Below are 13,589 nucleotides of genomic sequence, written 5' to 3' on the forward strand. Positions count from 1 at the left end.
AGCCGGTCGTTGCCGGTGGCGAAACGATCAATCCCGCCCGCCCGCGTCACTGGGCCGACGTGACGGGGGCGATCTCGTCGACCTTCTCCTCTTCGCCCGTCTGGGCATTCAGGAAGATGCGGTAGCGATCCTGTCCATTGCGGACCAGGAATTCGTAGCACAACACCTCGCGGCCGGCATCGTTCTTGATGAGGGCCAACCCCGCATCCTCGATGCGAACATGGCCGTTGACGCGCTGGCGGGCCTGCGCCTCGGTGAGGGCGGGAGCGGATAGGGTACGCGGGCGATGGTTGCGCAGGTAGCTCTCCGCGCTGTAGCCGATGACGCGCCCGCTGTCGAGGGCCACCTGGACGGCAACGGCATCGGGGTAGAGCCGGACCCCGTTTTGGGTGGCCACAAAGTTGTACATGCCGACGCCGTCGTGTTGCGAAGCCTCCACCGCTTCCATGTTCAGAAGCCCCCGCTGCTTCAAAAAGGCCGCCGCCTTTTCAAGGCCCTGGTTGAGGGTGAGCCGCGGCTTGCCGATGGGCCGGTTGTCCAGCATCCACAGCACATGGCCCCCCCGGTACGTGACGTCGAGGTTGATGTCCTGGTCCACCGCGTCACCGGGTCGGCGAACGGCTACGCTGTACGAACGGTATTCCACGCCGCTTTTGTTCTCCACCACCCGCACATCCAGGTTGGAAGCCCGCTCCATTCCCAAGAACGCCAAGGCCCGTTTTTTCGCTTCATCCGCCGTGATCGGCTGGCCCCACCGCTTGTCGAGCTCGCTTTTGTTGAATGCCCCTTCGTACGCCGCCTCGACCCCAAAATCCATTTCCCCGTACTGGCGCACCCGATCGTCCACGGTGCGCAGCCCGTCGATGATCGTGTTGTCCATCCGCTTGTCATCGGAGGCCAAGGCCAGTTCGACATCCATCCACCGAAGCTGCCGCTCCAAGATCGCCGTCTGCACCTTGTTCAGTTCACGTTGAATCTCCGTGGCTTGCTTGTACAGCACCTCAAGGGTTTTCCGCTCCTCGGGCGTAAGCGGCTCCTTCGAGAGATCGCGAATGGCCGTCTGGTGGGCAAAATTGCCGATCTTCGACAGAAAGTCTTCCGTCTTGTTAAACGGCATCAACGTCAGTGGCAGTTGCCCGACGTCCTCTTGCGCGGCATACGCCAGCCGCCATACGTTGGACAGCGTTTGCGCCACCCCGCGCCGCGAGTTGACCGCCAGGACTTTGCCCAATTCGCTGCGCAACTGGTCCATGTGGTTGTTCAGCTCGTGAAAGGCGCGCTGGTACTGGTTTTCCGTCTTGATGAGGATCGCGTTCTTTTCTTGATGCTCCTGATACCCCCAATATCCGGTTCCGATTAAGGCCAGCACCAAAACCGGAAAGAGCACGGCGGCGATGCGACGATACATGGCGTCGTCCCCCTTCGTTACGTGCAGAAGATATGTTTGCCGACCGTTCCGGGCATCCCGCACCGCAATGTGGGACGCCTTGAGGGGCGTCACGCGGTGCGTGCTGTCTAGTAGTCTGCGGTGCGGCTGGTGCGATTATGCGACAGGCCACGAAAAAAGCCGGGACGATGCGTCCCGGCGGGTTTTCCGTACATCCCGTGATGGATTTACAGTTCTTCGATGCGAATGTCGAAATCGCTGTCGTTGTCGCAAAGGCACTGGCGGAAACCGGTTTCCACCTTGCCTTCCTTCGTCATGCGCCCGCGCAAGATGAACCGTTCGCCGCAGCGACGGCAACGAATCACAACCTTGTAGCGATTCGTCTTCACCGAAGACTCCCCCCTGTCCGTCTTAGTGTTGCCACTTACCGCCGGTTTTAGAACGAGCGGTTCCGGCTTCGCTTTGGCCATCTCGACTTCCCCCTTTCCGTTGACGGGGTTTTGCGTGGTCTTGATTCTGTGCGTATGATGAAGACAGACAAAAAGGAGGCGATTCCGTTGAACCGCCCTCACGTTGTGGTCATCAACACCGGCGGAACCATCGCCATGCGCGCATCAGGCGGAAAAGGCGTGGTCCCCGCAAGCGAGCCGCCGTTTTCCGCCCTGCTTCCCCACCTCGAGCGGCACGCGCGCATCACGATGGACGACTACCTGAACGTTCCGTCGCCCCACATGACGCCGCGGCACATGTTGGCCCTCGCGCAACGGGTACAGGCGACGGTGAGGCAAAGCGACGTTCACGGCGTCGTGATCACGCACGGGACGGACACGCTAGAAGAGACCGCCTTCCTGCTTGACCTGGTGGTCAAAACGGACAAGCCCATCGTCGTGACCGGCGCCATGCGCGCCAGCGACGAACTGGGAGCCGACGGACCGGTCAACCTCCTCGCCGCCGTGCGGGTCGCGGCACACCCGGAAAGCGGGGGCAAAGGCGTGCTGGTGGTGTTCAACGACGAGATCCATGCCGCCCGTTACGTGACGAAAACGCACAGCACCAACGTGGCCACCTTTCAATCGCCCCAGCACGGCCCCATCGGCACCGTCACCCAGGCCGACATCTTCTACCACCACGCGCCACTGGTGCGGGAGCATTTCCCGGCGCAGGCCCTGGCCGAAAACGTCGCCCTCGTGAAAGCCGCCGCGGGAATGGACGACTTCTTCCTGCAGGCGTGCGCCGACCGCGGCGTCGACGGCGTGGTGATCGAAGCCCTCGGCCTCGGCAATCTGCCGCCGGCCATGGTGCCCGGCGTACGTCGGCTGCTCGCGGCGCGCATCCCGGTCGTCCTCGTCTCCCGCTGCTACAACGGCATGGTGCTGCCGGTGTACGGCTACGAAGGCGGCGGCCGCCAGCTGCACAAGCTGGGGGTCATCCTGTCTTCCGGGCGGCTGAACGGGCAAAAGGCGCGGATCAAGCTGATGGTCACCCTGTCCCTCAGCCGAGACCTGGACCAACTGCGGGAATGGTTCCGCCAATAGGGTTACGGGACGAGCCGCCCCATCCGCTTGGCCGCTTCGATGACATGCGGAGCAATCTCCTGCATCTTCTCCAGGGTGAGGCGGCTTGCGGGCCCCGAGACGGACAAGGCGGCCGCCAGGCGCCCCGATCGGCTGAAGATCGGGGCCGCCACCGCCGCCGTTCCCGCCTCCCGTTCCTCGACGCTGGTGGCGTAGCCGCGCGCGCGGATGGCCTCCAGCTGGCGCACGTAGGCGTGTTTGTCCACCTGCGGCGGCCAGTCCGGATCGGCAAGGATTTCCGCCCGGGTTTCGGGATCTGCATACGCCACCAGCACTTTGCTCGACGCGCCGACGGAAAGCGGTAGGCGCACCCCGATGGGAGCCACGCGGCGAATCGTCTGCTGGCTTTCCACGGCCTGCACGCGCACGCGGTGCTTCCCGTCGCGCACATACAAGCTGACCGTCTCGTCGAGCAGGTCGCGCAGCCGCTCCATCTCCGGGAGAAAGAGGACCGCCGGGTCATGCGGAAGCGTCAAATTTCCCGCCAGCTCCCACACGCTGTAGCCGAGGCGGTATTTCTCCGTGACGCTGTCGCGCATGACGAAGCCTTTTTCCTCCAGGGTGTTCAACAAGCGGTGAACGGTGCTCTTGTTGAGCGACACCCGTTTGGCGATCTCCGTCAGGCTCAGCTCTTTCGCTTCCGAAAACGCGAGCAGAATGTCCAGGGCCCGTTCGACCGCGCGAACGGTCAGCTTGTGCCCTTCCATGGCGATGACCCCAATCTGTGTGGAAAAATCGGAGGACCGCTGAAACGTTCCACTATATGAAACGTCCTCGGTAACCATTGTACTGGACAGGCCGTCATCCGTAAAGCGCCCGGGAAGGGTAGAAGAGCCTGCGGGAATCCAAAATAGGGATGACGTTCCGGCTTCGATGCGCTATAATGGTGTCAGGTGGAGAAACCTGGTTTCATAGAATGAAACCTCATCCGCCGCCGTACACCTTGCCACACAGGAGGGATGGTTAAAGATGGCCGCAAAGAATCCGTTCAACGTGCGGGCCACCCTGGAGGTGGGCGGCAAGCGCTACACCTACTACCGCATCCAGGGCCTCGAAGAACAGGGATACGGACCGGTTTCGCGCCTCCCCTACTCGATCAAGGTGCTCCTGGAAGGGGCGGTGCGCCAGTTTGACGGCCGGGCCATCACGGTCGACCACGTCAAACAGCTGGCCAATTGGCCGGAAGCGCACAAGAAGAAGCAGGAAGTGCCGTTTAAGCCGGCGCGCATCATCCTGCAGGACTTCACGGGGGTGCCCGCCGTCGTCGACCTGGCGGCGATGCGCAGCGCGGTCCAGAAGATGGGCGGCGACCCGAAGCGCATCAACCCGCTGGTGCCGGTGGACCTCGTCATCGACCACTCGGTGATGGTCGACACCTTCGGCACCAAGGACGCCCTCGAGCGGAACATGGAGCTGGAGTTTCAGCGCAACGAGGAGCGCTACCGCTTCCTGCGGTGGGCGCAAAAGGCCTTTGACAACTTCCGCGTCGTCCCGCCGGCGACGGGCATCGTCCACCAGGTGAACCTGGAGTACCTCGCCACCGTCGCGGCGACGAAGACGGAAAACGGCGAGACGGTCGTCTTCCCCGACTCCCTCGTCGGCACCGACTCCCACACGACGATGATCAACGGCTTGGGCGTCGTGGGCTGGGGCGTCGGCGGCATCGAGGCCGAGGCGGGCATGCTCGGGCAGCCGCTGTACTTCGTCATCCCCGAAGTGGTGGGCTTTAAGCTGACCGGCCGCCTTGCCGAAGGGGCCACAGCCACGGACCTCGCCCTCACTGTAACGCAGATGCTGCGCAAGAAGGGCGTTGTCGGCAAGTTCGTCGAGTTCTACGGTCCGGGCGTCTCGACGCTCACGCTGGCCGACCGCGCCACCGTGGCCAACATGGCGCCGGAGTACGGGGCGACGATGGGCTTCTTCCCCGTCGACGAGGAGACGCTCAACTACCTGCGCCTGACCGGCCGCAGCGAGGAGCTCGTCCAGCTCGTCGAAGCCTACTACAAGGCGCAAGGCATGTTCCGCACCGACGACGCGCCGGAGCCGATCTTCTCCGACACGATCGAGCTCGACCTGTCGACGGTGGTGCCCAGCCTGGCCGGTCCGAAGCGCCCGCAGGACCGCGTCGAGCTGACGCGGATGAAGGAAGCGTTCAACGAGGCGCTACGCGCCCCGCTGGACAAGGGCGGCTTCGGCCTGAGCGAAGAGCAGATCGCCAAAAAAGTGGAAATCACCCACCCGAGCGGCGAGAAATCGACGCTCAAGACCGGCTCGGTGGTGATCGCCGCCATCACCAGCTGCACGAACACCTCGAACCCGAGCGTGATGCTCGGCGCCGGCATCTTGGCCAAGAAGGCCGTCGAGCGCGGGCTGAAAAAGCCGCCCTACGTCAAGAGCAGCCTGACGCCGGGCTCCCGCGTCGTGACGCAGTACCTGATCAACGCCGGGCTGATGGACGCCCTTGAGGAACTGGGCTTCCACGTCGCCGGATACGGCTGCGCCACCTGTATCGGCAACAGCGGCCCGCTACCGGAGGAAGTGGCCCAGGGCATCATCGACGGCGACCTCACCGTGGCGTCAGTGCTGTCGGGGAACCGCAACTTTGAAGGGCGCATCCATCAGCTGGTGAAGGCCAATTACCTCGCCTCCCCGCCGCTCGTCATCGCCTACGCCCTGGCCGGCACGGTGGACATCGACCTGACGAAGGAGCCGATCGGGATCGGCAAGGACGGCCAGCCGGTCTACCTGAAGGACATCTGGCCGACGCCGGAAGAACTGCGTGAGGCGATGCAGAAGGCGATGGACCCCGAGCTGTTCCGGCAGCAGTACGCCAACGTGTTTACCGGAAACGAACGCTGGAACGCCATCCCGACGCCGGAAGGCCTCCTCTACGAGTTCGACCCGAACTCGACGTACATCCAGGAGCCGCCGTTCTTCGCCAATTTGACCGAGGAAGTCGGCGCCATCGAGGAGATCCGCGGGGCGCGGGCCTTGGCCCTCCTGGGCGACTCGGTGACCACCGACCACATCTCCCCCGCCGGCAGCATCAAGCCGGACAGCCCGGCCGGCAAATACCTGCTCGAGCGCGGGGTGAAGCCGGAGGACTTCAACTCCTACGGGTCCCGCCGCGGCAACCACGAGGTGATGATGCGCGGCACCTTTGCCAACATCCGCATCCGCAACGCGATGGTGCCCGGCGTGGAAGGCGGCTTCACCAAGTACCTGCCGACCGGCGAGGTGCTGCCCATCTACGACGCGGCGATGAAGTACAAGGAGGCGGGCATTCCGCTCGTCGTGTTGGCCGGCAAGGAGTACGGCACGGGCAGCTCCCGCGACTGGGCAGCCAAGGGCACCTACCTCCTCGGCGTCAAGGCCGTCATCGCCGAGAGCTTTGAGCGCATCCACCGCTCCAACCTCGTCGGCATGGGCGTACTGCCGCTGCAGTTCGCCGACGGCGCGTCGTGGAAGGCCCTCGGCATCACCGGCGAGGAAACCTTCGACATCCTCGGCCTGTCCGACGCCATCCAACCCGGCCAGCGCCTGACGGTCAAAGCGACGCGGCCCGACGGCAGCACCTTCACCTTCGACGTCATCGTCCGCCTCGACAGCGCGGTGGAGATCGACTACTACCGCAACGGCGGCATCCTGCAGACGGTGCTGCGCCAGCTCCTCCGCGACGACAAGGCCAACATGCCGGTGGCGTAACGCCGCCGCACCCACGTACCCCCGGGCGGGACCTTTCCCGCTCGGGGTTTTTCCATGCCCGCCCAAACAAAAAACGCGCTCCCCATCCGTCCCGGGACGGGGAGCGCGACTCGCCCGCTTTCCCTACACCCAGCCGCGGAAGCGCGCCGCTTCGGCCATCTTGCGCACGCCGACCATGTACGCGGCCAGGCGCATGTCCACCTTGCGCGACTGCGCCGTCTGGTACACGTTCTCGAAGGCGCGCACCATCATCTCTTCGAGCTTGCGCTCCACTTCTTCCTCGCTCCAGTAATAGCCCTGGTTGTTTTGCACCCATTCGAAATAGGACACGGTGACGCCGCCGGCGCTGGCCAGCACGTCGGGTACGAGGAGGATGCCGCGCTCGGTGAGGATCTTCGTGGCCTCATAGGTCGTCGGCCCATTGGCCGCCTCGACGATGATCTTCGCCTTGATGTTGGGCGCGTTCTCCTTGGTGATCTGGTTCGCAACCGCCGCCGGCACCAAGATGTCGCAATCGAGCTCCAGCATCTCCTTGTTCGTGATCGTGTTCTTAAATAAGGGTGTCACCGTGCCGAAGGAGTCGCGGCGGTCAAGGAGGTAATCGATGTCGAGGCCATTCGGGTCATAGAGGGCCCCGTAGGCGTCGGAAATGGCGATCACCTTGGCCCCCGCGTCGTGCATGAACTTGGCCAGGTAGCCGCCGGCGTTGCCAAAGCCCTGGACGATGACGCGCGCACCTTCCAGGTTGATGCCGCGCTTCTTCGCCGCCTCGCGGATGCAGATCGTGACGCCCTTGGCCGTGGCCGTCTCCCGGCCGCGCGACCCGCCAAGCACGAGGGGCTTGCCGGTGATGAAGGCCGGGCTGTCAAACTCGCGAATGCGGCTGTACTCGTCCATCATCCAGGCCATGATTTGCGAATTCGTGTACACGTCCGGCGCAGGGATGTCCTTCGCCGGACCGACGATCTGGCTGATGGCCCGCACATAGCCGCGGCTGAGGCGCTCGAGTTCGCGGAACGACATTTTCCGCGGGTCGCATTTGATTGCGCCTTTCCCGCCGCCATAAGGAAGATCCATAATGCCGCACTTGATGCTCATCCAGATGGAGAGCGCTTTCACTTCATCCAACGTCACATCGGGATGAAAGCGCACGCCCCCCTTGGTGGGCCCCACCGCGTCGTTGTGCTGGGCGCGGTAACCGGTAAACACCTTTACCGATCCGTCGTCCATCCGCACGGGAATGCGCACGGTGAGCACGCGGATCGGCTCCTCCAACAATTCGTACACCTGCTCGGGATACCCCAGCTTGTCCAGCGCTTCTTTGATCACGCGCTGTGTCGCGGCGAGCAGCTCCGCACCCGCCTTTTCCGCATCCCGTTCCCGTTCTGCGGTGCTTTTCTCGTTTTCTTTCGCCACGCTGTCGCCCATCGACAAACCACCTCGATACCGTTTCTCAATCGCTGTGATTCCGTTTGCCTTTTCCCTAACAAGTATACACCGGAAGGGCGGGCGGGAAAAGAGCGCGCGCTTTCCCTTACCCAGCTCGTCCCAGCAACAGGCCGAGCCACACCGCCGCCACACCGGCGACGACGCTGCCCACGGCGTAGCCGAGGACCAGCGCCGTCTGCCCGCTTTCCAGAAGACGCAGGATTTCCAGACTGAACGACGAAAAGGTCGTAAAGGAGCCCAAAAATCCGCCCACCAGCGCCGTGTACGCCGTTGGGGACAATCCGCCCCGCTCGAGCCCCACGGCATAAAGCAGGCCGATCAGGAACGACCCGACCACATTGACGAAGAACGTGGCGACAGGGAACGAACCGGGCCACCATTTGGCCGCCGCCTGCGCCAGACCGACGCGCAGGCAGGCCCCGACAATCCCGCCGACGGCCACCCATCCCCACAGGGCCATGGCCGTCACCCCTGCGGCTTGCGCAGGGCCAGCTGGATGAGGCGATCCACCATGTCCGGATACGACAGCCCGTAGGCCCGCGCCGCGTCGGGAAAGAGGCTCGTTTCCGTCATGCCGGGTAGCGTGTTCACCTCCAGCAGCACCGGATCGCCACCGTCCTTCGGCACGATGAAGTCGACGCGGGCGTAGTTTTGGCAATCGAGCAAACGGTAGGCGGCGACGGCCCACTCCCGCACCTTCCGCTCGGCCTCCGGGGCGATGCGGGCGGGGATGATGTGCTCGCTGCCCCCCGGCGTATATTTCGACTCATAATCATAGTAGAAGTTTTTGCGGGGTACAATTTCGATGACCGGCAGCGCGACGGGCGTTTCATCACCGAGAACGCCCACCGTCACCTCCACGCCGGGAACGAAAGACTCGACCAGGATGGTGTCGTCATAGCGAGCGGCTTGTTCAAGGCCCGGGCGAACCTCTTCTTCCCGCTGCGCCACCGTCAGCCCAACCGTTGACCCCTCGCGGTTGGGCTTGATCACGAGGGGCAAGCCCAGTTCGCGGACCAATTCTTCCGGCGTCACGCGATCCAGCTCCTCCCGCCGGATCACCCGGTCGGGCGCCACGCGAATGCCCGCCTGCCGTGCGAGGGTCTTGGATCGCACCTTGTCCATCGCCAGCGCGCTAGCCAGCACGCCCGAACCCACATACGGGATGCCAAGCAGATCGAGAAGGCCTTGCAGCCGCCCGTCCTCGCCATAGCGGCCGTGAAGGGCGATGTACACCACATCAGCCTGAAGCTGAACCAGCTGGGCTAGGCATTCGCGCGTGGGCCGAAAGTCAATCCCGATCACCTCATAGCCCTTGGCCCGCAGCGCGTTCATGATGCCACGCCCCGTGCGCAGCGAAACCTCCCGTTCGCTTGAGTCGCCGCCGTACAGCACGACAACGCGTACCGCCACGCTCCGATCACTCCTTGTCTCTTTCTGCACGTGAGAATGTGCCGTCGGTTTCTCCCCCATTATATACACGTCTTGCCCGTTCGGGTTGCGCATGCGACGAAGCCGAAGCGAAAGGAGCCAAAAAGGTGGAAAAACGGCTGCTTCTCGTTTTCGCCCATCCGGACGACGAAAGCTTCACCGTCGGCGCCGTTGTGGCGCGCTATGTGCGCGAAGAGGGGTGCCGCGTACACCTTCTCCTGGCCACGCGCGGCGAAGCAGGCAAGCCCGGAAATCCGCCGGTTTGCTCACCGGTGATGTTGGCCATTCAGCGGGAGCGGGAGGCGCGCACTGCCTGTCGGATCTTGGGGATCGAACGCGTCACCTTCCTCGGCTTTCGCGACGGGCATCTGGCCGACGTGCCGCGGCACCACCTCGCCATCCCCATCGCCGCCTATCTGCGCACCTTCCGCCCCCAGGTCGTCGTCACCTTTCCGCCCCACGGCATCTCGGGGCATCCGGACCACCGCGCCATCCAGCAAGCCACCTATGCCGCCGTCACGGCGCCGGGCCTCCCCGACGAGGTGGCACGGCTGTACTACGTGACGCTGCCGGCTTCCGCTGCAGAAGCGTCACGCCGGCGCGTCTTCACCGATCCGGACGAAGCCCTCGCCGCCACCGTAAGCGGCGAGGGCTACGCCCACGTTGCCGCCGCCGCTCTCGCCGCGCACCGGTCGCAACACCTGTCCGTCGAGGCGGTGTTTCCCGGAGCCACGCGCGGCGACGCGACGCATGTGCGCACGAAAAGCCACTTCCTGCTCGCCTGGGCGCGCGTTCCCCAGCCGGCCCCCCCACGTTGGCGACCTGTTCGCCGGCCTGTAAGCGGGGAGCAGCCCTGCGTCTGGCCACGGTCATGCCCCAAAGTATCGCCACAGCGTTTCGATCGCCCCATCGGCGGCAATCGGTGACCCGTATTCTTCCAACATCGCCATCGTCACGGCGTAAGGCTCCCCGTGCTCCGAAAGGATGGCGATGAGGGCATCGTAATCGGCTGGATCCAATGCCAAGGGGGGGAGCGACAGCACGTACCGCTGACGGTAGTAATGCAGCTTTCCGCCGGAGTCCACGTACCGCCGAATGCGTCGGATCGCCTCGATCACCTGGTCCACGTCGGGAAAGGCGAAGACAATCGTGTCGCTTTCCTCCAGCGTCACGTGCATTTCGTACCCCTCGTCGTCGTACGCGTTGTCGCTCTTGCCGCGCGTGACGATCACCACCATCCCCTGAGCGGGAAGGGCAAAAACTTCAACGGCCACCGGGCCGGTCACTTCGAATCCCAATTCCAGGTAGGCCTGTTCCATCATCTCCTGGAAAAGGTCGTGCACCTTGGGGATGTCCCGCCACATGTCCTCCTTGGCGATCCCGCGTTCGGTCAAGTCGTCAAACGTGAGGAAAAAGCGAACCTTGTCCGGGCTCAGCCGCTCGATGCGCATGGCCAACCCCCCTGTCGTTCCCCTGCTACAGGATATGATGAGGAAAATCGAAAGGTTCGTAGAGGCTTATTATCCCATTGTCCGTGCAAAAAGCGCACCCCTCAACGGGGGTGCGCTTTAAGCTCACATTGGCCGGGCCTCGGGGGCGTAATTCCGAAAGGCTTGGGCCCATTGCGCCATCTCCTGTTCCACCGAACCCGCGTTTGATTCGGCAGCGGGCGGCACGGTCCGCTCCTCGGAAATGCCGCCGGAGTGGGCCGCAGCGGCAAACGCATCCTCCTCGCGCGATGGCGGAGGGCCTTCGCTGCGCGCGTCCAGTCCCTTGGTACGGTTCAGCATCTGGCTGATGGCCAACCCGGAGACCAGGCCAAGCGCGCTCCCGACGACAAAGGGCATCCAACTGTTGCGCACGGGCGTTCCTCCTTTTCCCTAGACCCTCGTAACAGCATCGTCTGCTGGTAGGTACAATACCCGTACGCGCGGCTCGTTATGCGGACAACGGTCGCCGGGGCTACGCGTAAGGCGCTAGCGCAGGGGCGGTCCCCCGCGGCGAAGGGCGTCCTCCAGGCGCTTCCGCTGGCGAAAGAGCGCCACCGAGCGGTAGAGTTGGCCGCAGACGAAGGTGCTCCAGACGACGGTCATCACGGTTTCCATGCGTTGGAACTGAACGGCCAGCACAAAGCAGGCAAATCCGGCGAGCAGGAGCACGGTCAGGCGATGGCCGAGGTCGCCTGTCCGCCGCACGGCCCACAGCATGCGCAGTGCCCGGAAAATGGCGTAGGCCGCCAGCGCGGCAATGGCCACGCCCAGGAAGAGCTCCGTGGGGTTGACCAGCCACGCGCCCAGCCAGTCTTCCGCCGTTGCCGCCGGCACGGCTGGCCCGCCGGCGTCAAATAACGCGGCAGCCAGGCGCCCCAAAAGCCAGCCGACCATGATGAGGAGAAACGATCGCCCGTACATGCGGCCTCCTCCCCTTGCCCGGCACGGGTCGAGCCGACCCGCCGGTGCACTGTGCGCCCTGCGCGCTCCTGTTTTACGTTATGCGCGCGCGGCGCAAACCCGTCATCCCAACGGGAGGCGCTGGCAGGAAAAAGGGGCAGCAGCGCCAGGCCTTCGCCGATTAGATGCCGAACGAGACGTACTTCGTCTCCAGGAAGGCGTCGATGCCCTCGCGTCCGCCCTCGCGCCCCATGCCAGATTCCTTCCAGCCGCCAAAGGGGGCTTGCGCCACCGACGGAACGGGATCGTTTACCCCGACAATGCCGTACTCGAGCTGCTCGGCGACGCGCATGGCGCGCGACAAGCCCTGCGTGTACACGTAGGCAGCCAGGCCGTAGCGGGAGCGGTTGGCCTTGGCGATCGCGTCGGCTTCGTCGTCAAACACCGCCACCGGCGCGACCGGACCAAAGGTCTCCTCCTGCCAGACGGCCATCGTTTCGTTGACGTTCGCCAGCACCGTGGGCGCGACAAAATGCCCGCGCCCGTAAGCCCCCTCGGTCAGTCGATATCCGCCCACGAGCACCTCCGCGCCCTTTGCCCGGGCGTCGGCCACCTGGCCCAGCACCTTTTCCACCGCCGCCTCGTCGACGAGCGGCCCAATGTCGACGCCGTCTTCCAACCCGTGGCCCACCTTGAGCGCGCGCACGGCGTCAACAAAGCGCGCGACAAAGGCGTCGTAGACGCTGCGCTGGACAAGGATGCGGTTGGCGCAGATGCACGTCTGCCCCGCGTTGCGGAACTTGCTCGCCACCACGCCCTTGACTGCCGCGTCCAGATCGGCGTCGTCAAAAATGAGGAACGGGGCATGGCCGCCCAGCTCCAGCGAGATGCGCTTGACGTGCGCCGCCGCCTCGCGCATCAGGTACTTGCCCACCTCGGTCGACCCGGTAAAGGTGATTTTGCGCACGCGCGGATCGTCCAGCAGCACGCGGCCGATGCGCTTCGGCTCCCCGGTCACCACGTTGACCACGCCGGCGGGCAAGCCCGCCTCCTCCAGCAGTCGGGCCAACGCCAGCGCCGTCAGCGGCGTCTGCTCGGCCGGTTTCAGCACCACCGTGCACCCGGCGGCGAGGGCCGGGGCCACCTTGCGCGTCACCATGGCCGCCGGGAAATTCCACGGCGTGATGGCCGCCACCACGCCAACCGGCTGGCGCAGCACCTGGATGCGCTTCGTCGGCGACGAGGCCGGCACCGTGTACCCGTACACGCGGTTGGCTTCCTCGGCGTACCACAGGACGAATTGGGCGGCGTACGCGATCTCCCCGCGCGCCTCGGCAAGGGGCTTGCCCTGTTCGCGCGTCAGGAGGCGGGCGAGGTCCTCTTGGTGGTCGAGAATGCGCCGGTACCACGCATACAGCACGTCAGACCGCTTGCGCGCGGGAAGGCCAGCCCATTCGGGGAACGCCTGGTGGGCCGCCTCCACGGCCCGCCGCACGTCGGCTTCGGTCGCATCGGGAACCTCCCCCACGACCTCGCCCGTCGCCGGATCGGTCACCGCAAAGGTGCGACCGTCTTCGCTCGCACACCAGGAACCGGCAACCCACATCTTCTCCTTGCGCATCGTCCCCACTCCTTTCGCTGCGATATGGCGAT

Annotated in this window: 13 protein-coding genes; 3 read left to right on the forward strand and 10 right to left on the reverse strand. The window is 64.7% G+C overall.

The genetic code is table 11. The features are described from left to right. Positions 1 to 46 precede the first annotated feature (46 nt). Both ypeB and IEX61_RS02450 read right to left on the reverse strand, forming a co-directional pair. Complete coding sequence (ypeB, locus tag IEX61_RS02445; protein ID WP_054669180.1) at positions 47 to 1,408, reverse strand: germination protein YpeB; 1,362 nt, start codon at positions 1,406 to 1,408, stop codon at positions 47 to 49. Between the two features lie 206 nt (positions 1,409 to 1,614). Further along, entirely contained in the window at positions 1,615 to 1,857 is a 243-nt protein-coding gene (locus tag IEX61_RS02450; RefSeq protein ID WP_054669182.1) for a hypothetical protein, read from the reverse strand. A gap of 57 nt (positions 1,858 to 1,914) precedes the next feature. Here IEX61_RS02450 and IEX61_RS02455 point away from each other — a divergent pair, with 57 nt between their 5' ends. Next, complete coding sequence (locus IEX61_RS02455; protein ID WP_054669198.1) at positions 1,915 to 2,922, forward strand: asparaginase; 1,008 nt, start codon at positions 1,915 to 1,917, stop codon at positions 2,920 to 2,922. Positions 2,923 to 2,924: 2 nt separating this feature from the next. Here the strand turns inward: IEX61_RS02455 and IEX61_RS02460 are convergent, their stop codons facing one another. Next, the gene (locus tag IEX61_RS02460; RefSeq protein WP_188816688.1) at positions 2,925 to 3,668 is read right to left on the reverse strand and encodes an IclR family transcriptional regulator; all 744 of its coding nucleotides are present in this window, start codon (positions 3,666 to 3,668) and stop codon (positions 2,925 to 2,927) included. Between the two features lie 262 nt (positions 3,669 to 3,930). Between IEX61_RS02460 and acnA the strand changes: the two genes are divergently transcribed. After that, a complete protein-coding gene (acnA, locus tag IEX61_RS02465) occupies positions 3,931 to 6,666 on the forward strand; it encodes an aconitate hydratase AcnA (RefSeq protein ID WP_188816689.1) in 2,736 nt (911 codons plus the stop codon). A 123-nt stretch (positions 6,667 to 6,789) separates the two neighbouring features. Here acnA and IEX61_RS02470 read toward each other — a convergent pair whose 3' ends face one another. From IEX61_RS02470 to IEX61_RS02480, 3 genes are all read right to left on the reverse strand, one after another. Continuing rightward, positions 6,790 to 8,094 carry a Glu/Leu/Phe/Val family dehydrogenase gene (locus IEX61_RS02470; RefSeq protein WP_054669186.1) on the reverse strand — a complete coding sequence of 435 codons (1,305 nt, stop codon included), beginning with the start codon at positions 8,092 to 8,094 and terminating at the stop codon, positions 6,790 to 6,792. 106 nt (positions 8,095 to 8,200) lie between these two features. Continuing rightward, positions 8,201 to 8,575, reverse strand: a complete 375-nt coding sequence (locus IEX61_RS02475) for a fluoride efflux transporter FluC (RefSeq protein ID WP_054669188.1) — start codon at positions 8,573 to 8,575, stop codon at positions 8,201 to 8,203. A gap of 5 nt (positions 8,576 to 8,580) precedes the next feature. Next, positions 8,581 to 9,528, reverse strand: coding sequence for a D-alanine--D-alanine ligase family protein (locus tag IEX61_RS02480; protein WP_054669190.1), 948 nt, complete (start codon positions 9,526 to 9,528; stop codon positions 8,581 to 8,583). Positions 9,529 to 9,653: 125 nt separating this feature from the next. Here IEX61_RS02480 and IEX61_RS02485 point away from each other — a divergent pair, with 125 nt between their 5' ends. Beyond that, positions 9,654 to 10,472: a PIG-L deacetylase family protein gene (locus IEX61_RS02485; protein ID WP_188816690.1), complete on the forward strand. Its 819-nt coding sequence runs from the start codon at positions 9,654 to 9,656 to the stop codon at positions 10,470 to 10,472. Here IEX61_RS02485 and IEX61_RS02490 read toward each other — a convergent pair. The 4 genes from IEX61_RS02490 to IEX61_RS02505 all read right to left on the reverse strand — a co-directional run bounded on the left by IEX61_RS02490 (position 10,416) and on the right by IEX61_RS02505 (position 13,557). Next, positions 10,416 to 10,997 (reverse strand): genetic competence negative regulator, encoded by a 582-nt coding sequence (locus IEX61_RS02490; RefSeq protein WP_188816691.1) that lies wholly within the window; start codon positions 10,995 to 10,997, stop codon positions 10,416 to 10,418. The two genes, IEX61_RS02485 and IEX61_RS02490, sit on opposite strands and share 57 nt — an antisense overlap. A 123-nt stretch (positions 10,998 to 11,120) precedes the next feature. Beyond that, entirely contained in the window at positions 11,121 to 11,408 is a 288-nt protein-coding gene (locus IEX61_RS02495; RefSeq protein ID WP_054669194.1) for a hypothetical protein, read from the reverse strand. 114 nt (positions 11,409 to 11,522) lie between these two features. Then, positions 11,523 to 11,957: a hypothetical protein gene (locus tag IEX61_RS02500; RefSeq protein ID WP_054669197.1), complete on the reverse strand. Its 435-nt coding sequence runs from the start codon at positions 11,955 to 11,957 to the stop codon at positions 11,523 to 11,525. Positions 11,958 to 12,117: 160 nt separating this feature from the next. After that, positions 12,118 to 13,557, reverse strand: a complete 1,440-nt coding sequence (locus IEX61_RS02505) for an NAD-dependent succinate-semialdehyde dehydrogenase (protein WP_188816692.1) — start codon at positions 13,555 to 13,557, stop codon at positions 12,118 to 12,120. Positions 13,558 to 13,589 lie beyond the last annotated feature (32 nt).

This window comes from Calditerricola satsumensis (genome assembly GCF_014646935.1).
In the GTDB taxonomy this organism is placed as follows: domain Bacteria; phylum Bacillota; class Bacilli; order Calditerricolales; family Calditerricolaceae; genus Calditerricola; species Calditerricola satsumensis.